We start from the raw sequence: 19,984 nt of genomic DNA, 5'->3' as shown, positions 1-19,984 counted from the left end.
AAGGTGCGTGTGATGCAACAGCAAAAACCGCTGGAAGGCGCGCAGCTCGTCATTATGACGATCGCGCTGTCCCTGGCGACATTCATGCAGGTGCTGGACTCCACCATTGCTAACGTGGCGATCCCCACTATCGCCGGGAACCTCGGCTCTTCACTGAGCCAGGGTACCTGGGTGATCACCTCATTCGGGGTGGCGAACGCTATCTCGATTCCGATCACCGGCTGGCTGGCAAAGCGCTTTGGCGAAGTAAGGCTATTCATGTGGTCAACTATCGCCTTCGTCATTGCGTCATGGGCATGCGGGATGTCCACCAGCCTGAACATGCTGATTTTCTTCCGCGTAATCCAGGGGATTGTCGCCGGTCCATTAATTCCGCTGTCACAAAGCTTGTTGCTGAATAACTATCCTCCCGCCAAACGTTCTATCGCTCTGGCGCTATGGTCGATGACGGTGATTGTTGCCCCGATATGCGGCCCTATTCTTGGGGGCTATATCAGCGACAACTATCACTGGGGCTGGATATTTTTCATCAACGTGCCAATCGGTGCTGCGGTGGTATTGATGACCCTGCAAACCCTGCGCGGTCGGGAAACCAAAACCGAGCAGCGGCGCATCGATGCCATTGGTCTGGCCCTGCTGGTCATTGGTATCGGCAGCTTGCAGATCATGCTCGACCGCGGCAAAGAGCTGGACTGGTTCGCCTCTCAGGAGATTATCATCCTGACGGTGGTCGCCGTTGTCGCCATCAGCTTCCTGATCGTCTGGGAGCTTACCGACGAGCACCCCATTGTCGACCTCTCGCTGTTTAAGTCGCGCAACTTTACCATCGGCTGTCTGTGTATCAGTCTGGCCTATATGCTCTACTTCGGCGCAATCGTCCTGCTGCCGCAGCTGTTGCAGGAGGTATACGGCTATACAGCAACCTGGGCCGGTCTGGCGTCAGCGCCGGTTGGGGTGATTCCGGTGATCTTATCGCCGATTATCGGCCGCTTCGCGCACAAGCTTGATATGCGTCGGTTAGTTACGTTCAGTTTTATTATGTACGCCGTCTGTTTCTACTGGCGTGCGTGGACGTTCGAACCGGGTATGGACTTTGGCGCATCGGCCTGGCCACAGTTTATTCAGGGTTTCGCGGTAGCCTGCTTCTTTATGCCGCTGACGACTATCACGCTGTCCGGCTTACCGCCTGAGCGTCTGGCCGCGGCATCAAGTTTGTCGAACTTTACGCGAACGTTGGCCGGCTCTATTGGCACATCAATTACGACGACGATGTGGACTAACCGCGAGTCACTTCACCATGCGCAGTTAACGGAATCCGTTAATCCCTACAATCCAAACGCGCAGGCAATGTACGATAAGCTGCAGGATTTAGGGATGACGCACCAGCAGGCGTCAGGCTGGATAGCCCAGCAGATCACCAATCAGGGACTGATTATTTCCGCCAACGAAATCTTCTGGATGTCGGCGGGGATCTTCCTGGTCTTGCTTGGCCTGGTGTGGTTTGCCAAACCGCCCTTCGGTGCGGGCGGCGGCGGCGGTGGCGCGCACTAAATAGCTGATAAAAGGGATCTGCGGATCCCTTTTTATTGTCCCCGTAAACCACCTCCCAGGGATATGGTTGAGGGGAGGCAATAAAAAACCCCGGTTATAAGCCGAGGTTAATTTAAATACTGGAACAACTAATCAGTATGACTAAATATGCAGTTCCTGCAGTTTCTCTTTCGGCAGCGCCAGCTCTTCATTGCTGTTAACGCGTACATCATGCTCCAGAATATGACGTGCGATATCCTGTGCTTCGCTAAGAGAGTGCATCTGATACGTGCCACACTGGTAAACGTTCAGCTCCGGGATCTGGTTTTGATCCTGCACTTTCAGCACGTCCGCCATCGCCGCTTTCCACGCGTCGGCAACACGCTGCTCGTCTGGCGTACCAATCAGGCTCATGTAAAAGCCAGTGCGGCATCCCATCGGAGAGATATCGATAATCTCCACGCCGTTGCCGTTGAGATGGTTACGCATAAAACCTGCAAACAGATGTTCCAGCGTGTGGATACCTTTCTCAGGCATCACTTCTTTGTTCGGAATGCAGAAACGCAGATCAAACACGGTGATTGCGTCGCCATGCGGGGTGTTCATCGTTTTTGCAACCCGGACCGCGGGAGCTTCCATCCGGGTGTGATCGACAGTAAAACTATCTAACAACGGCATTTAGCCACCTCCGATAAATTTTTTGAAAATAATCTGAACTCTTTGTTCCGGGGCGAGTCTGAGTATATGAAAGACGCGCATTTGTTATCATCATCCCTGTTTTCAGAGATGAAATTTTGGCCACTCCCGAGTGGCCTTTTTCTTTTGTATCAAGCGTGCTTTTCCAGCCACACGCTAAACGGCTCAGTATCAGCCGCTTCGATCTCCTGCTGACGACGCTTTGAAGCCTCGGTTTCAGCAATAAATTCCGCTTCCTGCAATATTTCTAACGGCTCTTCACGCAGCAGATTTCGGTAAGCCTCACCCAGCGCTTTACCCGTGCCGCCAATGCCTTCATCAATCATAGACCGTAGGATGCGGGCAGAGAAAGTCAGTTCTGGGTTGTCAAAACAGGCAACCAGTTCATCACAGACCTTTTGATACTCCTCTCCCCCATCGATGCTGTCCAGCGTTTGTGCCACGCGTTTCAGATCACGGAACAGATCTTTCCCTACCTTAGGCAGCGGGAACTGGGCTGTTTCACAGCCAATACCTAACGTCAGCCCAGGCTTACGACCTTCAAGAATCACCCGATTCCAGTTTTTACGCGTACACAGCAATTCATCGCTGCTCATTTCCGGGGCATCGGCCAGAGCACACCAGACCATAAACAGATCGAGGAAACGCACCTGCTGCTCGTCCACGCCGATCGGTGAGAACGGGTTGATATCCAGTGAACGAACTTCGATGTACTCAATACCGCCACGCAGAAGCGCGTCAGAAGGCGTTTCGCCACGACGAGTGACGCGTTTCGGGCGAATAGGCGCATACAGCTCATTTTCAATCTGCAGAACGTTGCTGTTGATTTGCAGACGCTTACCGTCCTTCTCCAGACCGATCGCCGCGTACTCCTCGGAAGGGGTTTTAATCGCGCGCTTTAATCCTGCCACATACTCATGCAAATCGTTAAACGTAATTCCGAGATTGCTTTGCGACTTATTGGTATAGCCCAAATCACTCAGACGCAGCGACGTCGCATACGGCAGGTAATACATCCCACAGTCGGTTTTTTCAAACGGCAGGGTTGTCGGTTTTCCTTGCAGGAAAGAGGAACAAATGGCCGGAGAGGCGCCAAACAGATACGGGATCACCCAACCAAAACGGTAGTAGTTGCGGATCAGACGGAAGTAACCCGCGGAGATCTTCTCTTTAGCATCTTCGCCGTCCGTTACGCCACATTTCGCCTGCCAGAAAGCCATCGGCAATGAGAAATTGTAGTGTACGCCGGAGATAGTCTGCATCAACGCGCCGTAACGGTTTTTGAGGCCTTCACGGTACAGCGTTTTCAGACGACCGGTATTCGACGTACCGTACTGCGCCAGTTCGATATCCTGGCCTTCGGCAATATAGCAAGGCATGCTCAACGGCCACATACGCTCGTCGCCCAGATTCCTGGCGGTATACCGATGCAGGTCGCGCATGAACGTGAGCATTTTCTCAATGTCGTCGCCTGGAGGCGTAATAAACTCCAGCAGCGCTTCGGCAAAGTCAGTGGTTATCCATTTATGCGTTAGCGCTGAGCCTAACACCTCAGGATGGCCTGTCGTTGCTAATGACCCATCTGCATTAACGCGCAGCGTTTCGCGCTCCAGCCCACGTTGAATCCCCTTTAACGCCTGAGGATGGTTTTCCAGCCAGGCCAGCGCCTGTGATACGTCCGGGATCAAATTGACCTCCCGCCTGTCAAAATCGTTTTAATTAGCATAATGGTATTGGTTACCCTGAAGGCTATCTCACAACACAATTAGTGCCACCACATAATGCCTTGCGTCGTAACCGCTGCGACAACTACATAGCGCAGCGCCTTGCCAAGGCATAAGAAAAAAAGTACTGGACCCCACGAGATGCGCATCCATCCAGCTAACAGGCACAGTAAATCACCCACAACCGGCATCCAGCTTAATAATAGTGTGACAGCGCCATAGCGCCGCAGCCAGCCAGTGGCTTTTTCTTGCCAGCGCGATGTTTTACGCAATGGAAAGAAACGCCCAAGGATAACGTTAGTTAACCCTCCAAGGCTATTACCCATTGTTGCTGTTAAGACTAAGACCCAGGGATGACTTACCCCAGAGACCAGCAAAGCAACTAAAACAACTTCAGAATTGCCGGGTAATAGCGTAGCGCTGAGAAAACTGCTGGCAAACAGTGACAGGAGCGATAGTCCATCACTCACAATAACCGGACATCCACCGCATCCATTCCTGCGGCATGCGCCGCCTGCAGTCCAAAATCGGCATCTTCAAATACGACACAGCGCGCCGGAGCAACACCCATACGTTCGGCACAGAGCAAAAACGTATCAGGAGCAGGTTTATGGTGTTGTACGTGATCGGCTGCGACTACAGCATCAAAATAGCGACGCAGCCCAAGGTGTGCGAGCAGAGCTTCCGCAATCGCGCTTTCACTCCCCGTACCTACCGACATAGGACGACGACCATGCCAGGCTTTCACGACGTCAACCAATGGCAAAGGCTGGACGCTATCCAGCAGCATGCTTCTCACCTTGTCGGTTTTTTCACGCGCCAATGCATGAGGGTCAAGATCGGCATGATTCAATTCAATTACCGACTGGGCAATACGCCACGTTGGGGAGCCATTGAGAGCGACCATGGCTTGTTCATCAAAACGTAATCCATAATGCCCCAATACCTCATGCCACGCCTTACGGTGCGTTGGCTCGGTATCCAGGATGGTGCCATCCATATCAAAAATCAAACCCGCATAACGTTCGTACATCGTCTTCTCACAAGCCGAATGACCAGACGTTATTTTATCGTAATTGATTGATTTTGTCACTGACAGCGAATTAAGGGGTGTTCCGGGAGTATGTGGAAATGATTCAAAGGAGAGAAGATGGTGCATCCGGGAGGATTACTCGGCTGCGCCTCGCCCTGGGGCCGTTGCTGAAGCAACGTTATCATCCCTGGTGCTCACGATTATCTCGCAGACCATGAAACAACAGTGTTGCTGTTATCTCGGAGAAGATGGTGCATCCGGGAGGATTCGAACCTCCGACCGCTCGGTTCGTAGCCGAGTACTCTATCCAGCTGAGCTACGGATGCATCAGGGAAACTTGCTTTACTGCAGACTTGATATCGCTGCTAAAGCGCTATCAAGTAAGATGGTGCATCCGGGAGGATTACTCGGCTGCGCCTCGCCCTGCGGGCCGTTGCTGAAGCAACGTTATCCTCCCTGGTGCTTGCGATTATCTCGCAGACCATGAAACAACAGTGTTGCTGTTATCTCGGAGAAGATGGTGCATCCGGGAGGATTCGAACCTCCGACCGCTCGGTTCGTAGCCGAGTACTCTATCCAGCTGAGCTACGGATGCATCGGGAAACTTGCTTTACTGCCGATATTGATATCGTAATGAGCGATATCAAGTAAGAGATGGTGCATCCGGGAGGATTACTCGGCTGCGCCTCGCCCTGTGGGCCGTTGCTGAAGCAACGTTATCCTCCCTGGTGCTCACGATTATCTCGCAGACCATGAAACAACAGTGTTGCTGTTATCTCGGAGAAGATGGTGCATCCGGGAGGATTCGAACCTCCGACCGCTCGGTTCGTAGCCGAGTACTCTATCCAGCTGAGCTACGGATGCATCAGGGAAACTTACTTACTGCAGATTTGATATCGCTGCTAAAGTGATATCGATTTTCTGTAACAACGCTAATGCGCTATTGCAGAGAAGATGGTGCATCCGGGAGGATTCGAACCTCCGACCGCTCGGTTCGTAGCCGAGTACTCTATCCAGCTGAGCTACGGATGCAAATGGCGGTGAGGCGGGGATTCGAACCCCGGATGCAGCTTTTGACCGCATACTCCCTTAGCAGGGGAGCGCCTTCAGCCTCTCGGCCACCTCACCAACACGCCTCTTGCGAGTGCTTCGAAGAACTTGTTTCTGCTCATCGTCGCTGCGTGGCGCACATATTACTTTCTGGGACTTATAAGTCAAACAATTTTTCCAGCGCTTTTATCGTTTGCACATTTCACGCGCAATTAGTCTGCAAAAACGGCAAAAAGAGTGTTTTATCAACAGATAAATTGGCAATTTCCTGAGGCAATGAACAAACGGAAAAATCGCAGGGAAGGCAATACGCGGATGGGAATCGAAAAAATGAGGAAGAGGAAGACGAAGAAGAAAAGAGAAGAAAAGAAAAGGGATAATTCAATCAGGTTGCGCCTCACCAGAAAGGTGAGACGCGAAAACCTTAGTAACTGGACTGCTGGGATTTTTCAGCCTGGATACGCTGGTAGATCTCTTCACGATGGACAGAAACTTCTTTCGGGGCGTTTACGCCAATGCGCACCTGGTTGCCCTTCACCCCTAAAACTGTCACGGTGACCTCATCGCCTATCATGAGGGTCTCACCAACTCGACGAGTCAGAATCAGCATTCTTTGCTCCTTGAAAGATTAAAAGAGTCGGGTCTCTCTGTATCCCGGCATTATCCATCATATAACGCCAAAAAGTAAGCGATGACAAACACCTAAGTGTAAGCAGTCACGGCATCACATTCTGTTAAACCTAAGTTTAGCCGATATACACAACTTCAACCTGACTTTATCGTTGTCGATAGCGTTGATACAAACGCTGCGGATTGAAGTCCGCAGCGTCGACTTACGCTTATAATTATTACAGTTTTGCGCTGACCCAGCCTTTCACACTGGCTAACGCTGCTGGCAGAGCCGCAGCATCCGTACCACCGGCTTGCGCCATGTCCGGACGACCACCACCCTTACCGCCTACCTGCTGAGCGACCATTCCAACCAGTTCCCCTGCTTTCACGCGATCTGTCACGTCCTTAGACACACCCGCAATCAGAGAAACCTTACCTTCCACTACCGTTGCCAGAACGATAACGGTAGACCCCAGTTGATTTTTCAGATCATCAACCATGGTACGCAACATTTTCGGCTCAACGTCCGCGAGTTCGCTGACCAGCAGCTTCACGCCATTGATATCAACCGCTTTGCTGGAGAGATTTGCACTCTCCTGCGCCGCAGCCTGTTCCTTCAATTGCTGCAATTCTTTTTCGAGTTGACGCGTACGCTCCAGCACGGAACGAACTTTGTCACCAATATTCTGGCTATCGCCTTTCAGCAGCTGCGCAATATCGCTTAAGCGATCGCTCTCAGCATGCACGGTTTGGATAGCGCCTTCACCGGTCACAGCTTCGATACGACGAACGCCCGCCGCAGTGCCTGACTCAGACACAATACGGAACAGACCGATATCACCCGTACGGCTGGCATGAGTACCACCACACAGTTCGGTAGAGAAATCACCCATGCTCAGAACACGCACGTGGTCGTCATATTTCTCGCCAAACAGCGCCATTGCGCCTTTGGCTTTCGCCGCTTCGAGATCCATGATGTTCGTTTCAATCGGCAGATTGCGACGAATTTGCGCATTCACCAGATCTTCAACGGCACGGATTTCAGCAGGCTTCATAGCTTCAGTATGAGAGAAGTCGAAGCGCAGCACTTTATCGTTAACCAACGAGCCTTTCTGTGCCACATGCGTGCCCAGTACCTGGCGCAGCGCCGCGTGCATCAGGTGCGTTGCGGAGTGGTTCAAGCGAATGCGCGCACGACGAGCTTCATCAACATCAGCCTGTACTGCATCGCCAATTTTCAGAGAACCCGCAGACAGCTTACCGATGTGACCAATGGCCTGGCCATATTTCTGCGTGTCGCTCACGGCAAACGCGAAGCCTGCGCCTTTCAGTTCACCCTTGTCGCCAACCTGACCACCAGATTCCGCATAGAACGGAGTCTGATCCAGTACGACAACTGCGTCCTGACCTGCGTTAATTGCGTCTACCGCTTTACCATCAACAAACAGCGCGGTCACTTTGCCGTTCAGTTCCAGATGTTCGTAGCCTTTAAATTCAGAGGCGCCATCAACACGAATCATCGCATTGTAGTCTGCGCCAAAGCCGCTGGCTTCACGCGCGCGACGGCGCTGTTCTTCCATTGCGGCTTCAAAGCCCGCTTCGTCAACCTTAATGTTGCGCTCGCGGCAAACGTCCGCCGTCAGGTCAACCGGGAAACCGTAGGTGTCATACAGACGGAATGCGGTTTCGCCATCCAGTGTATCACCGGACAGTTTTGCCAGTTCTTCATCCAGCAGCGCCAGACCACGCTCCAGTGTACGCGCAAACTGCTCTTCTTCGGTTTTCAGAACCTGCTCAACCATAGCCTGCTGACGCTTCAGTTCTTCACCTGCGGAGCCCATGACGTCCACCAGCGGACCAACCAGCTTGTAGAAGAAGGTATCCTTCGCGCCCAGCATGTTGCCATGACGTACCGCGCGACGAATGATACGACGCAGCACATAACCACGGTTTTCATTCGACGGGACAACGCCATCGGCAATCAGGAATGCACAGGAGCGGATATGGTCAGCGATAACGCGCAGCGACTTGTTGCTCAGATCGGTCGCGCCGGTGACTTTCGCCACGGACTCAATCAGTGAACGGAACAGGTCGATTTCATAGTTGGAGTTAACGTGTTGCAGCACGGCCGCAATACGCTCAAGGCCCATACCAGTATCCACGGACGGCTTCGGCAGCGGTTCCATGGTGCCGTCAGCCTGACGGTTGAACTGCATGAAGACGATGTTCCAGATCTCAATGTAGCGATCGCCATCTTCTTCTGCGCTTCCCGGAGGGCCACCCCAAATGTGGTCGCCATGGTCGTAGAAAATTTCGGTGCACGGACCGCAAGGGCCGGTATCACCCATCTGCCAGAAGTTATCGGAAGCATAAGCCGCGCCTTTGTTATCACCGATACGGATGATACGTTCGCGCGGAATGCCGACTTCTTTTTCCCAGATTTCATAGGCTTCATCGTCAGTTTCATAGACGGTGACCCACAGACGCTCTTTTGGCAGGGCAAACCAGTTTTCACCGGTCAGCAGTTCCCATGCGTATTGAATAGCATCATGTTTGAAATAATCGCCGAAGCTGAAGTTGCCCAGCATTTCGAAGAAAGTATGGTGACGTGCAGTGTAACCGACGTTTTCCAGGTCGTTGTGCTTACCGCCCGCACGCACGCAACGCTGCGAGGTGGTTGCGCGGGAATAATTACGCTTGTCGAGGCCAAGGAACACATCCTTGAACTGGTTCATCCCGGCGTTGGTAAACAACAAAGTAGGGTCATTGTTCGGTACCAGGGAGCTGCTGGCAACTACCTGATGTCCTTTACTATGGAAAAAATCGAGAAACGCCTGACGGATCTCAGCGGTGCTCTTGCTCATAATTATCCTGAAGAAATCAAGCTAACGAAATGTCATTACCAGCATCGGCACGTAAACTGCGCCTCTGGCAATCGAAAAGTGGGAATAAGATAAGTTTTCTTTACTGGGAAGTAAAATCCCGTATGCGCTCAATCGTCAAAATTTCGCCATATTGCCTGAATATCTTCCATCAGATAGCCACGGTAGAGCAAAAAGCGCTGGACCTTTACCTTATCTGAAAAATCTACAGGTAAAGGTTCTCCGTATTTACGAATGGCCTGCGCGCGCGCAAGCCCTGCCCAGTCAATTTCGCACTCGCGCATGGCCCGTTCAACGGCTTCACGCGAAATCCCTTTTTGGTTTAATTCCTGACGCACGCGCGCGGGTCCATAACCTTTACGGCTACGGCTGGAGATAAACTGCTGAACGAAGCGGTCATCATCCAGATAACGACTTTCAATACACCAGGCGATAACCTTGTCGTAATCCTCCGGCGTTGCATCAATGTCTTCCGGTCCATTTTTTCCCATCACCGGAGCGGCCAGCTTACGCCGCAGTTCCTGCTCGCTGTGATCGCGCATCGCCAGTATACGTACAGCGCGGTCAAGAAGTCGGGAATAAGCGGAGCGGCGGGAAGTTGCTTCTGTCATAGTGAGCCTTCAGAAATGGAAAAGGGCTGCATCGTATGCAGCCCTTCTATGTGCGATAACGTCAGATTATCAGAAATCTTCGTTCGTTTCTTTTACATCTTCACCGCTGTCATCAACAGAGAAGTCTGGTTTTGAATCCGGGTTATTGAGCAGTAACTCGCGTACTTTCTTCTCAATTTCCTTCGCCGTTGCCGGGTTTTCCTTCAGCCAGTTAGTGGCATTCGCTTTACCCTGACCAATTTTCTCACCGTTGTAGCTGTACCATGCACCGGCTTTTTCAATCAGCTTCTCTTTCACGCCCAAATCGACCAGTTCGCCGTAGAAGTTGATACCTTCACCGTAAAGAATCTGGAATTCAGCCTGTTTGAACGGCGCTGCAATTTTGTTTTTCACGACCTTAACACGGGTTTCGCTACCAACCACGTTGTCGCCTTCTTTCACCGCGCCAATACGACGGATATCCAGGCGAACAGAAGCATAGAATTTCAGGGCGTTACCACCGGTGGTGGTTTCCGGGTTACCGAACATAACGCCAATCTTCATACGGATCTGGTTGATGAAAATCAGTAGCGTGTTGGACTGCTTCAGGTTACCGGCCAGCTTACGCATGGCCTGGCTCATCATACGTGCCGCAAGGCCCATGTGAGAGTCACCAATCTCGCCTTCGATTTCTGCCTTCGGCGTCAATGCGGCAACGGAGTCGACAACGATAACGTCAACCGCACCGGAGCGCGCCAGCGCATCACAGATTTCCAGCGCTTGTTCACCGGTATCCGGCTGAGAGCACAGCAGGTTGTCGATATCAACGCCAAGCTTGCGCGCATAGACGGGATCCAGTGCGTGTTCCGCATCGATGAACGCACAGGTTTTACCTTCGCGCTGTGCGGCAGCAATAACCTGCAGGGTCAGCGTCGTTTTACCGGAAGATTCAGGCCCGTAGATTTCAACGATACGGCCCATTGGCAAACCGCCCGCGCCCAATGCGATATCCAGAGAAAGCGAACCGGTGGAGATGGTTTCCACATCCATGGAACGGTCTTCACCCAGGCGCATGATGGAGCCTTTACCGAATTGCTTTTCGATCTGACCCAGCGCTGCCGCCAACGCTTTCTGTTTGTTTTCGTCGATAGCCATTAATTACTCCTGTCATGCCGCTTTCGGGTTAAACCGCGAAACGTGATAGATAATGTTCTGTTGGGGCAATTATACTGTATGCTCATACAGTATCAAGTATTTTGTAGAAATTGTTGCCACAGGGTTTGTAACGCGTAGGCGGTCGCCTGTCGACGTACCGCATCGCGATCGCCGCTGAAGCATTCCCGGCGAGTAATCCCCTCGCCGCTCGCGCTGGCAAAAGCGAACCATACCGTCCCCACGGGCTTTTCTTCACTGCCGCCATCTGGCCCCGCAATACCGCTAATCGAAACAGCGAAATGCGCGCGGGCCGCTTTTAGCGCGCCAATCGCCATCTCCACCACCACAGGTTCGCTCACCGCCCCATGCTGGACCAGCGTCTCTTCGCGCACGCCAATCATCTGCGCTTTGGCTTCATTGCTGTAGGTCACAAACCCGCGCTCAAACCAGGCAGAGCTGCCGGCAATATCCGTAATTGCTTTGGCTACCCAGCCGCCGGTGCAGGATTCCGCCGTCGTCACGGTTGCCCCGCGCGCTTTCAACGCCAGGCCAACCTGCTCGCTTAACTGCATCAGTTCACTGTCGGTCATTTCAGCCTCTGTCAGTTAAAAAAATATGCCGGACAAGATAGCACTTTCATAACCAAGATGGGGATGAGGAGACAATTTTACGAGGGGCATTCAGAAAATAGATAAACCGCATTCAAAAGAGTACCGGATAACGCACCAGGATAGCCTATTCGGTCTACAAGGAATTGCCCCTGTAGACCGATAACAAATGATTACTGCACGCGCGCCAGCGCGACCGCCTGACCCAATTGCCACACGGCCATGGCATAGTGGGTACTGTGGTTATAGCGGGTGATGGTGTAGAAGTTCGGCAGTCCATACCAATACTGATAACCGGTACCGATATCCAGTCGCAGCAGGCTGGCCTGCTGATGATTACCCAGAGACTGCTGCGGCGTCAGGCCTGCGGCGGCAAGCTGAGAAATGCTGTACTGGGTTTTAAAGCCGTTCGCCAGCCCTGGCGCCTGGCCATTCGCCGGAACCGCGACCGTATCGCCTTTCACCCAACCGTGGCCTTTGAAATAGTTCGCCACGCTACCGATAGCATCAACCGGATCCCACAGGTTAATGTGCCCATCGCCATTGAAATCAACGGCATATTGCTTATAGGAAGATGGCATAAATTGGCCGTAGCCCATCGCCCCTGCGAAAGAACCTTTCAAATCGAGCGGATCGTCGCTTTCATCTCGCGCCATCAGCAGGAAGGTTTCCAGTTCACCAGAGAAATATTCCGCACGACGAGGATAGTTAAACGACAATGTCGCCAGCGCATCCAGAATCCGCGTTTTACCCATCACGCGGCCCCAGCGAGTCTCTACGCCAATAATGCCAACGATAATTTCCGGCGGTACGCCGTAGACCTGCCATGCACGGTTCAGCGCATCTTCATATTGGTTCCAGAAGGCCACACCGTTTTGTACGTTATCCGGGGTGATGAACTGTTTACGATACCGCAGCCATGCACCGTTAGGTCCGGCTGGCGGTTGAGTCGTCGGCGCCTGGCGGTCCATCAAACGCAATACCGAGTCCAGACGCTTGGCCTGCGACAGGATCTCCTGCAGCTGCTGGCGGTCAAAGCCGTGCTTGTTCACCATTTTCTCGATGAACTGCTGCGCGTTTGGATTATTGGCAAAATCGCCGCCCGTTTGCATGACATTGTGCTGTGGCTCAAACAGGAAGCCGCCGGATGGCGTACCCGTAGTCGTTTGAGTCTCTGAAGGTTTAGGTTTGCTGCTACAAGCAGCAAGCAATACGAAAAGGGGAAGTAACGCTACATAACGACGCTTGAACATGAGACATCCATTAAACAAATTCAGCCTGGGAGAAGTATGGTAAAGCATCCTCCGCCACACAAGGAAGCAGTAGTCGCTCTCCTTCACAGAATTTCCCCCCTCTTGCACTCCTGACCGGCACATTGGCGCGTCCTTACGCACAATCTTTCAAATTAAAATATTTATCTTTCATTTTGCGATCAAAATAACACTTTTAAATCTTTCGATCTGATTAAAATTAGTTACCGTTTGGCAAGATAACTAAAACCCCTACAGGAGAGAATAATGATCGACACCATCACACTCGGTGCTGAGTGGTTTATCGGATTGTTCCAGAAAGGCGGAGAGGTGTTTACCGGCATGGTGACCGGTATTCTGCCTCTGCTGATCAGTCTGCTGGTCATCATGAATGCGCTGATTAACTTTATCGGTCAGCAACGTATTGAACGTTTTGCCCAGCGCTGCGCCGGAAACCCGCTGTCCCGCTATCTACTGCTGCCGTGCATCGGCACATTTGTGTTTTGTAATCCTATGACGCTGAGCCTGGGCCGCTTTATGCCGGAAAAGTTCAAGCCCAGCTACTACGCAGCCGCCTCTTACAGCTGCCATTCAATGAACGGCTTATTTCCCCACATCAACCCCGGTGAGCTGTTCGTCTATCTGGGGATCGCCAGCGGACTGACCACGCTGGGTCTTCCGCTCGGCCCGCTGGCAGTGAGCTATTTGCTGGTCGGCCTGGTGACCAACTTCTTCCGCGGCTGGGTGACCGATTTCACCACCACCATCTTTGAGAAAAAAATGGGCATTCAACTTGAGCAGAAAGTACATCTGGCGGGAGCAGCATCATGACGCGTATTCGTATTGAAAAAGGCACCGGCGGCTGGGGCGGCCCGCTTGAACTGGATGCCGTGCCAGGCAAGAAAATTGTCTATATCACCGCCGGGACTCGCCCCGCAATAGTCGACAGGATAGCCAGCCTGACAGGTTGGCAGGCCGTTGATGGCTTCAAAGAAGGCGAGCCGCCAGAGAACGAAATTGGCGTGGCGATCATCGACTGCGGCGGCACGCTGCGCTGCGGGATCTATCCAAAACGCCGTATACCAACAGTGAATATTCACGCGACGGGTAAATCCGGTCCGCTGGCCCAATATATTATCGAAGATATCTATGTCTCTGGCGTGAAAGAAGAAAACATTACCGTCGTCGGTGAAGCATCCGCTGCGCCAACGCCAGCAAACAGCACGATGGGTCGCGAGTACGACACCAGCAAGAAAATTACCGAACAAAGCGACGGTCTGCTGGCAAAAGTCGGCATGGGAATGGGTTCAGCCGTTGCGGTTCTGTTTCAGGCTGGGCGAGACACTATCGATACCGTCCTGAAAACCATTCTGCCGTTTATGGCGTTCGTCTCGGCGCTGATCGGCATCATTATGGCGTCTGGCCTGGGGGACTGGATTGCCCATGGACTCGCACCGCTGGCCAGCCATCCGCTGGGGCTGGTAACCCTGGCGCTGATCTGCTCTTTCCCGCTGCTGTCCCCTTTCCTCGGCCCTGGTGCGGTCATCGCCCAGGTTATCGGCGTCCTGATCGGCGTACAGATTGGTTTGGGGAACATTCCTCCGCATCTGGCGCTACCTGCCCTGTTCGCCATTAACGCCCAAGCGGCATGCGACTTTATTCCAGTCGGATTGTCGCTAGCCGAAGCGCGCCAGGACACGGTCCGCGTCGGTGTGCCATCCGTACTGGTGAGTCGTTTTCTGACCGGCGCACCGACCGTTCTCATCGCCTGGTTTGTTTCCGGCTTTATTTACCAATAAGAGGCTCTCAAAAATGACCGTGATTTATGAAACCACCATCACCCGCATCGGCCAGAGCGCCCCGGATGCACTCTGCGACCAGATGCTAATTACCTTTCGTGAAGGCGCGCCTGCGGATATCGAAGAATTTTGCTTCATCCATTGCCATGGGGAGCTGAACGGCTCTTTGCAGGCTGGGATCCAATTTGAGCTAGGCCAGCATCACTACCCGGTCACAGCCGTTGGCAGCGTGGCGGAACAAAACTTACGTGAACTGGGGCATATCACTCTGCGTTTTGACGGACTGAGTGAAGCGGAATTTCCCGGCACCGTACACGTTGCGGGCCCCGTACCGGACGGTATCGCACCGGGCTGTATTTTGAAGTTTATTGCTTAAGATTGAAGGAGATAAAGATGAATCAGGTTGCCGTTGTCATTGGTGGAGGCCAGACCCTGGGGGCATTCCTTTGCCGTGGGCTTGCGACAGAAGGGTACCGCGTCGCGGTGGTGGATATCCAAAGCGATAAAGCCGCCAACGTCGCGCAGGAAATAAACGCCGAGTTTGGCGAAGGCACCGCCTACGGTTTTGGCGCTGATGCCACCAGCGAACAGAGTGTGCTGGCGCTGTCGCGCGGAGTGGATGAAATATTTGGCCGCGTCGATCTGCTGGTTTACAGCGCGGGTATCGCAAAAGCCGCGTTTATCAGCGACTTTCAGCTTGGGGATTTCGATCGCTCGTTGCAGGTGAATCTGGTCGGCTACTTTCTCTGCGCACGGGAATTTTCACGCCTGATGATCCGCGATGGCGTCCAGGGACGCATTATCCAGATCAACTCCAAATCAGGGAAAGTGGGCAGTAAACACAACTCAGGCTATAGCGCGGCAAAATTTGGCGGTGTAGGTTTAACCCAGTCGCTGGCGCTGGATCTGGCAGAGTACGGGATCACCGTGCATTCACTGATGCTCGGCAATCTGCTGAAATCACCGATGTTCCAGTCATTATTACCGCAATATGCGACCAAGCTTGGCCTTAAGCCAGACGAAGTCGAGCAGTACTACATTGATAAGGTTCCGCTTAAGCGCGGCTGCGATTATCAGGACGTGCTGAACATGCTGCTGTTTTACGCCAGCCCGAAAGCCTCTTACTGCACCGGTCAGTCCATTAACGTGACCGGTGGTCAGGTGATGTTCTAAGAAACATGATTGCCCGGTGGCGCTGCGCTTACCGGGCCTACACACACCTGGTCGGATAAGGCACAGCCGCCATCCGGCAAAATCAAAGGAGCACATTATGGTTTCCGCACTGATTACCGTCGCCGCTATCGCCTGGTGCCTGCAACTGGCGCTCGGTGGCTGGCAAATATCCCGCTTTAACCGGGCGTTTGATCAACTCTGCCAGCGGGGTCGGGTTGGCGTAGGTCGTTCCGGTGGACGGTTTAAACCCCGCGTGGTGGTCGCCATCGCGCTGGATGAGCAGCAGCGGGTTACCGATTCGTTATTTATGAAAGGTCTTACTGTATTTGCCAGGCCCGGTAAAATTGCCACGATAATGGGCAAACATCTTGATGATTTACAGCCTGATGTGATCTTTCCCCATGATCCGTTAGCGCAGAATGCACTATCATTGGCGCTTAAACTGAAACATGGGTAATTTCGTTGTGAATGCTAATAGCTTGCGAAATTATCATTTTGCAACCTAATAAGTCAGGGTAATCACGCCTATGAAACCTCGTCAGCGACAGGCAGCCATATTGGAGCATCTGCAAAAGCAGGGAAAATGCTCGGTTGAAGAACTGGCCCACTACTTTGACACAACCGGCACGACCATTCGCAAAGACCTGGTCATTCTGGAGAATGCCGGAACCGTCATTCGTACCTATGGCGGCGTGGTATTAAATAAAGACGAATCCGACCCGCCAATCGATCACAAAACGCTAATCAATACGCATAAAAAAGAGCAGATTGCCGAAGCCGCCGTCCGTTTTATTCACGATGGCGACTCGATTATTCTGGATGCGGGCAGCACCGTATTGCAGATGGTGCCGATGCTCACCCGCTTTAGCAACATCACCGTCATGACCAACAGTCTGCACATTGTTAACGCCCTTTCAGAGCTGGACAACGAGCAAACTATCCTGATGCCCGGCGGGACCTTTCGCAAAAAATCTGCGTCATTTCACGGTCAGCTGGCAGAAAACGCCTTTGAGCAGTTCAGCTTTGATAAACTCTTCATGGGCACCGACGGCATTGACCTCAATGCCGGCGTGACCACCTTTAATGAGGTGTTTAGCGTCAGTAAAGCGATGTGCAATGCCGCTCGCGAAGTGATTCTGATGGCTGACTCGTCAAAATTTGGGCGCAAAAGCCCCAATGTTGTGTGCAGTCTGGAAAGCGTCGACAAGCTGATTACCGATGCGGGTATCGACCCAGCGTTTCGTCAGGCGCTGGAAGCAAAAGGGATTGAAGTGATCATAACCGGAGAAACCAATGAGTGATGCACTACTGAACGCGGGCCGTCAGACGTTAATGCTGGAGCTACAGGAAGCCAGCCGACTGCCTGAACGACTGGGCGATGATTTTGTCCGCGCCGCCAATACTATCATCCACTGCGAAGGCAAAGTGATTGTCTCCGGGATTGGCAAATCAGGCCATATTGGCAAAAAAATAGCCGCGACCCTCGCCAGTACCGGCACGCCCGCCTTTTTTGTGCATCCGGCTGAAGCGCTGCACGGCGACTTAGGGATGATTGAAAGCCGTGATGTCATGCTGTTTATTTCCTACTCCGGCGGCGCAAAAGAACTGGATCTCATCATTCCGCGCCTGGAAGACAAGTCCGTCGCTCTGCTGGCAATGACCGGAAAACCGACCTCACCGCTGGGTCTGGCAGCCAAAGCCGTGCTGGATATTTCCGTTGAGCGCGAAGCCTGTCCGATGCGCCTGGCACCGACTTCCAGTACCGTGAACACTCTGATGATGGGCGACGCGTTGGCAATCGCCGTGATGCAGGCGCGCGGCTTTAACGAAGAAGATTTTGCCCGCTCGCATCCGGCGGGTGCGCTGGGCGCTCGTCTGTTAAATAAAGTGCATCATCTGATGCGCCGTGACGATGCCATTCCGCAGGTGACGCTCACCACCAGCGTCATGGACGCGATGCTGGAACTAAGCCGTACGGGTCTTGGCCTGGTGGCAGTCTGCGACGACGAGTCGCTGGTGAAAGGCGTCTTTACCGACGGTGACCTGCGCCGCTGGCTGGTTGGCGGCGGAGCGCTCACCACTCAGGTTAGCGAAGCAATGACCCATAATGGCATTACGCTGCAGGCGCAGAGCCGCGCCATTGACGCCAAAGAGATCCTGATGAAGCGCAAAATCACTGCCGCACCGGTGGTTGATGAAAACGGTAAACTCACCGGTGCTATCAACCTGCAGGATTTCTATCAGGCAGGTATTATCTAATCCTTCAGCCCCAGACGTTTCGCCAGCCGGTGCAGGTTGGCGACGTCTGTTTCCAGCGCCCGCGCACTTGCCGCCCAACTGTGATTATTTTGCGCCAACGCCCGGCGGATCATCTCCCGCTGGAATGACTCCGTTGCCTCACGCAGGTTGCGATGCTGCGGGATCTCCGCAACAACCTCCGCCTGGGGAGCCGGGTTTTCATCCTGCAGGGCAAAATGCTGCGCCTCAAGCACCACTTCATCCCCTGCCCTGGTGGCCCTTGCCAGAACAACCGCCCGGTGAATAGCATGTTCCAGCTCGCGCACGTTCCCGGGCCAGCCATAATTCAACAGATGGCTACGTGCGCCGGGACTTAACACCACGCGGGAAAGTCCCAGCCGCAGCCGACATTGTTCGCAAAAATAACCGGCCAGCAGCACCACATCTTCGCCGCGTTCACGAAGGGGCGGTACGGAAAGGGGAAAGACGCTCAGACGGTGGAACAAATCCGCACGGAAATTCCCGGCCAGCACCTCTTCCCGTAAATCACGGTTCGTTGCCGCCAGCACCCGAACATCCACGCGCAGGCTGCGATCGTCACCCACACGCTGAATATCGCCGTACTGCAACACACGTAGCAACTTAGCCTGTAACGCCAGCGAGAGTTCGCCAATCTCATCGAGAAACAGCGTCCCATTGTCAGCCATTTCAAACTTACCGCTACGATTGCTGATAGCCCCGGTAAAGGCGCCTTTTACGTGACCAAACAGCTCACTTTCCGCTACGGTTTCCGGCAACGCCGCGCAGTTCAGATACACCAGCGGATTCACCGCGCGCGGCGAACCTTCATGGATAGCCTTAGCTACCAGCTCCTTCCCGGTCCCCGTTTCGCCGCTAATCAGTACGTTGAGATCGGATCCCGCCACAATCTCAATCTCTTTTTTCAACTGCAGCATATTGGGCGACAGGCCAATCATTTGGGTTTCAGTCACCTGCTCGAAGGCCGTCGACGGGCCCGGCAACATATTCTGGCTTTCCAGTTGTTCAATCAGCAGCGCATTGCTCAGCGCGCCCGCCGCCAGCGCGGCAATCAGCCTAAGTTCTTCATCGCTGAAAACATCGAATTGATCGGGCTCCATGCAATCCAGCGTTAACGCGCCAATCAGATTTTGACCGGCGAACAGCGGTAAGCCAATGCAGGCGTGTACCTTCAGGCTCTCCTGGCCCGGAATCAGCCCATCGTAAGGGTCTGGCAAATCGCTGTCGGCAGGGAAACGAACCACGTCCCCGGCGCGGGCAATCGCCTCCAGACGAGGATGCCCTTCCAGGGTAAAGCGCCTGCCGAGAACGTCCTGCGCCAGCCCATCGATCGCCAGCGGAATAAACTGTCGCGACTCATAGCGCAGCAATGCCGACGCGTCGCACTCCAGCACCTGACGCAAGGTGGTTATCAGGCGTTGAAAACGGTCCTGATGTCCAATACCGCTTTGTAATTCAATGGCGATACCCGCCAGCACTTCTACGGAAAAACTCATGACGACCTCATTGTCATTTTGACAATTCATATTGTCATATTGACAATAAAATGAATAGTCATTTTGACTACCACCTTATAGGCATTAAAAAACAAACCCTTTAAAATCA

General features: G+C 53.1%; 19 protein-coding genes and 5 tRNA genes. 8 read left to right on the top strand and 16 right to left on the bottom strand.

Translation table 11 applies throughout. The features are described from left to right. Positions 1-12: 12 nt before the first annotated feature. On the top strand, positions 13-1,551 hold the full coding sequence (gene emrB / locus O6D90_RS05190; RefSeq protein WP_016154159.1) for a multidrug efflux MFS transporter permease subunit EmrB: 1,539 nt from the start codon (positions 13-15) through the stop codon (positions 1,549-1,551). 141 nt (positions 1,552-1,692) lie between these two features. Here the strand turns inward: emrB and luxS are convergent, their stop codons facing one another. The 15 genes from luxS to mltB all read right to left on the bottom strand — a co-directional run bounded on the left by luxS (position 1,693) and on the right by mltB (position 13,133). Continuing rightward, entirely contained in the window at positions 1,693-2,208 is a 516-nt protein-coding gene (gene luxS, locus O6D90_RS05185; protein WP_016154160.1) for an S-ribosylhomocysteine lyase, read from the bottom strand. 149 nt (positions 2,209-2,357) lie between these two features. Beyond that, entirely contained in the window at positions 2,358-3,914 is a 1,557-nt protein-coding gene (gshA, locus tag O6D90_RS05180; protein WP_016154161.1) for a glutamate--cysteine ligase, read from the bottom strand. A gap of 77 nt (positions 3,915-3,991) precedes the next feature. Continuing rightward, positions 3,992-4,420, bottom strand: a complete 429-nt coding sequence (locus tag O6D90_RS05175; protein ID WP_003825961.1) for a YqaA family protein — start codon at positions 4,418-4,420, stop codon at positions 3,992-3,994. Continuing rightward, complete coding sequence (gene yqaB / locus O6D90_RS05170) at positions 4,417-4,983, bottom strand: fructose-1-phosphate/6-phosphogluconate phosphatase (protein ID WP_016157305.1); 567 nt, start codon at positions 4,981-4,983, stop codon at positions 4,417-4,419. The genes O6D90_RS05175 and yqaB overlap by 4 nt, the downstream gene beginning before the upstream one ends. 249 nt (positions 4,984-5,232) lie before the next feature. Next, positions 5,233-5,309: transfer RNA gene (locus O6D90_RS05165), tRNA-Arg, on the bottom strand. Positions 5,310-5,501: 192 nt separating this feature from the next. Further along, positions 5,502-5,578 (bottom strand) — tRNA-Arg (locus O6D90_RS05160). A 192-nt stretch (positions 5,579-5,770) separates the two neighbouring features. Beyond that, positions 5,771-5,847: transfer RNA gene (locus O6D90_RS05155), tRNA-Arg, on the bottom strand. Positions 5,848-5,938: 91 nt separating this feature from the next. After that, positions 5,939-6,015, bottom strand: a tRNA-Arg gene (locus O6D90_RS05150). 3 nt (positions 6,016-6,018) lie between these two features. Then, positions 6,019-6,111: transfer RNA gene (locus O6D90_RS05145), tRNA-Ser, on the bottom strand. A gap of 346 nt (positions 6,112-6,457) precedes the next feature. Continuing rightward, a complete protein-coding gene (gene csrA / locus O6D90_RS05140; protein ID WP_000906486.1) occupies positions 6,458-6,643 on the bottom strand; it encodes a carbon storage regulator CsrA in 186 nt (61 codons plus the stop codon). Between the two features lie 238 nt (positions 6,644-6,881). After that, positions 6,882-9,509 (bottom strand): alanine--tRNA ligase, encoded by a 2,628-nt coding sequence (alaS, locus tag O6D90_RS05135; RefSeq protein WP_016157306.1) that lies wholly within the window; start codon positions 9,507-9,509, stop codon positions 6,882-6,884. Positions 9,510-9,637: 128 nt separating this feature from the next. Beyond that, positions 9,638-10,138, bottom strand: a complete 501-nt coding sequence (gene recX / locus O6D90_RS05130; RefSeq protein ID WP_016157307.1) for a recombination regulator RecX — start codon at positions 10,136-10,138, stop codon at positions 9,638-9,640. 69 nt (positions 10,139-10,207) lie between these two features. After that, a complete protein-coding gene (recA, locus tag O6D90_RS05125) occupies positions 10,208-11,272 on the bottom strand; it encodes a recombinase RecA (protein ID WP_016154166.1) in 1,065 nt (354 codons plus the stop codon). A 92-nt stretch (positions 11,273-11,364) separates the two neighbouring features. Continuing rightward, positions 11,365-11,862, bottom strand: a complete 498-nt coding sequence (gene pncC, locus O6D90_RS05120) for a nicotinamide-nucleotide amidase (protein ID WP_016154167.1) — start codon at positions 11,860-11,862, stop codon at positions 11,365-11,367. Positions 11,863-12,053: 191 nt separating this feature from the next. Next, positions 12,054-13,133 (bottom strand): lytic murein transglycosylase B, encoded by a 1,080-nt coding sequence (gene mltB / locus O6D90_RS05115; protein WP_032931776.1) that lies wholly within the window; start codon positions 13,131-13,133, stop codon positions 12,054-12,056. Positions 13,134-13,397: 264 nt separating this feature from the next. Here mltB and srlA point away from each other — a divergent pair, with 264 nt between their 5' ends. From srlA to gutQ, 7 genes are all read left to right on the top strand, one after another. After that, positions 13,398-13,961 (top strand): PTS glucitol/sorbitol transporter subunit IIC, encoded by a 564-nt coding sequence (gene srlA / locus O6D90_RS05110; RefSeq protein ID WP_016154169.1) that lies wholly within the window; start codon positions 13,398-13,400, stop codon positions 13,959-13,961. After that, on the top strand, positions 13,958-14,929 hold the full coding sequence (gene srlE / locus O6D90_RS05105) for a PTS glucitol/sorbitol transporter subunit IIB (RefSeq protein ID WP_016157309.1): 972 nt from the start codon (positions 13,958-13,960) through the stop codon (positions 14,927-14,929). Before srlA ends, srlE begins: the two co-directional genes overlap by 4 nt. A gap of 13 nt (positions 14,930-14,942) precedes the next feature. Then, the gene (srlB, locus tag O6D90_RS05100) at positions 14,943-15,305 is read left to right on the top strand and encodes a PTS glucitol/sorbitol transporter subunit IIA (protein WP_016157310.1); all 363 of its coding nucleotides are present in this window, start codon (positions 14,943-14,945) and stop codon (positions 15,303-15,305) included. Between the two features lie 17 nt (positions 15,306-15,322). Then, positions 15,323-16,102 carry a sorbitol-6-phosphate dehydrogenase gene (gene srlD / locus O6D90_RS05095; protein ID WP_003037345.1) on the top strand — a complete coding sequence of 260 codons (780 nt, stop codon included), beginning with the start codon at positions 15,323-15,325 and terminating at the stop codon, positions 16,100-16,102. Between the two features lie 97 nt (positions 16,103-16,199). Next, positions 16,200-16,559 (top strand): transcriptional regulator GutM, encoded by a 360-nt coding sequence (gutM, locus tag O6D90_RS05090; RefSeq protein WP_016154172.1) that lies wholly within the window; start codon positions 16,200-16,202, stop codon positions 16,557-16,559. A 70-nt stretch (positions 16,560-16,629) separates the two neighbouring features. Further along, positions 16,630-17,403, top strand: a complete 774-nt coding sequence (gene srlR, locus O6D90_RS05085) for a glucitol operon DNA-binding transcriptional repressor SrlR (protein ID WP_003037350.1) — start codon at positions 16,630-16,632, stop codon at positions 17,401-17,403. Next, positions 17,396-18,361, top strand: coding sequence for an arabinose-5-phosphate isomerase GutQ (gutQ, locus tag O6D90_RS05080; RefSeq protein WP_016157311.1), 966 nt, complete (start codon positions 17,396-17,398; stop codon positions 18,359-18,361). The genes srlR and gutQ overlap by 8 nt, the downstream gene beginning before the upstream one ends. Here gutQ and norR read toward each other — a convergent pair. Then, a complete protein-coding gene (gene norR / locus O6D90_RS05075; RefSeq protein ID WP_088583057.1) occupies positions 18,358-19,875 on the bottom strand; it encodes a nitric oxide reductase transcriptional regulator NorR in 1,518 nt (505 codons plus the stop codon). The genes gutQ and norR overlap by 4 nt on opposite strands. Between the last annotated feature and the right edge of the window lie 109 nt (positions 19,876-19,984).

The organism is Citrobacter sp. 21OH12SH02A-Citro (genome assembly GCF_027919895.1).
GTDB classification, from domain to species: domain Bacteria; phylum Pseudomonadota; class Gammaproteobacteria; order Enterobacterales; family Enterobacteriaceae; genus Citrobacter; species Citrobacter braakii.
The sequence above is the reverse complement of the archived record's forward strand: the minus strand, read 5'-3'. Positions and strand labels throughout refer to the sequence as shown.

What these genes read in the sequence shown, in the direction of transcription:
- emrB (WP_016154159.1), top strand. Translation starts at nt 13, where the DNA reads ATGCAACAGCAAAAACCGCTGGAAGGCGCGCAGCTCGTCATTATGACG.
- luxS (WP_016154160.1), bottom strand. Translation starts at nt 2,208, where the DNA reads ATGCCGTTGTTAGATAGTTTTACTGTCGATCACACCCGGATGGAAGCT.
- yqaB (WP_016157305.1), bottom strand. Translation starts at nt 4,983, where the DNA reads ATGTACGAACGTTATGCGGGTTTGATTTTTGATATGGATGGCACCATC.
- csrA (WP_000906486.1), bottom strand. Translation starts at nt 6,643, where the DNA reads ATGCTGATTCTGACTCGTCGAGTTGGTGAGACCCTCATGATAGGCGAT.
- alaS (WP_016157306.1), bottom strand. Translation starts at nt 9,509, where the DNA reads ATGAGCAAGAGCACCGCTGAGATCCGTCAGGCGTTTCTCGATTTTTTC.
- recX (WP_016157307.1), bottom strand. Translation starts at nt 10,138, where the DNA reads ATGACAGAAGCAACTTCCCGCCGCTCCGCTTATTCCCGACTTCTTGAC.
- recA (WP_016154166.1), bottom strand. Translation starts at nt 11,272, where the DNA reads ATGGCTATCGACGAAAACAAACAGAAAGCGTTGGCGGCAGCGCTGGGT.
- pncC (WP_016154167.1), bottom strand. Translation starts at nt 11,862, where the DNA reads ATGACCGACAGTGAACTGATGCAGTTAAGCGAGCAGGTTGGCCTGGCG.
- mltB (WP_032931776.1), bottom strand. Translation starts at nt 13,133, where the DNA reads ATGTTCAAGCGTCGTTATGTAGCGTTACTTCCCCTTTTCGTATTGCTT.
- srlA (WP_016154169.1), top strand. Translation starts at nt 13,398, where the DNA reads ATGATCGACACCATCACACTCGGTGCTGAGTGGTTTATCGGATTGTTC.
- srlE (WP_016157309.1), top strand. Translation starts at nt 13,958, where the DNA reads ATGACGCGTATTCGTATTGAAAAAGGCACCGGCGGCTGGGGCGGCCCG.
- srlB (WP_016157310.1), top strand. Translation starts at nt 14,943, where the DNA reads ATGACCGTGATTTATGAAACCACCATCACCCGCATCGGCCAGAGCGCC.
- srlD (WP_003037345.1), top strand. Translation starts at nt 15,323, where the DNA reads ATGAATCAGGTTGCCGTTGTCATTGGTGGAGGCCAGACCCTGGGGGCA.
- gutM (WP_016154172.1), top strand. Translation starts at nt 16,200, where the DNA reads ATGGTTTCCGCACTGATTACCGTCGCCGCTATCGCCTGGTGCCTGCAA.
- srlR (WP_003037350.1), top strand. Translation starts at nt 16,630, where the DNA reads ATGAAACCTCGTCAGCGACAGGCAGCCATATTGGAGCATCTGCAAAAG.
- gutQ (WP_016157311.1), top strand. Translation starts at nt 17,396, where the DNA reads ATGAGTGATGCACTACTGAACGCGGGCCGTCAGACGTTAATGCTGGAG.
- norR (WP_088583057.1), bottom strand. Translation starts at nt 19,875, where the DNA reads ATGAGTTTTTCCGTAGAAGTGCTGGCGGGTATCGCCATTGAATTACAA.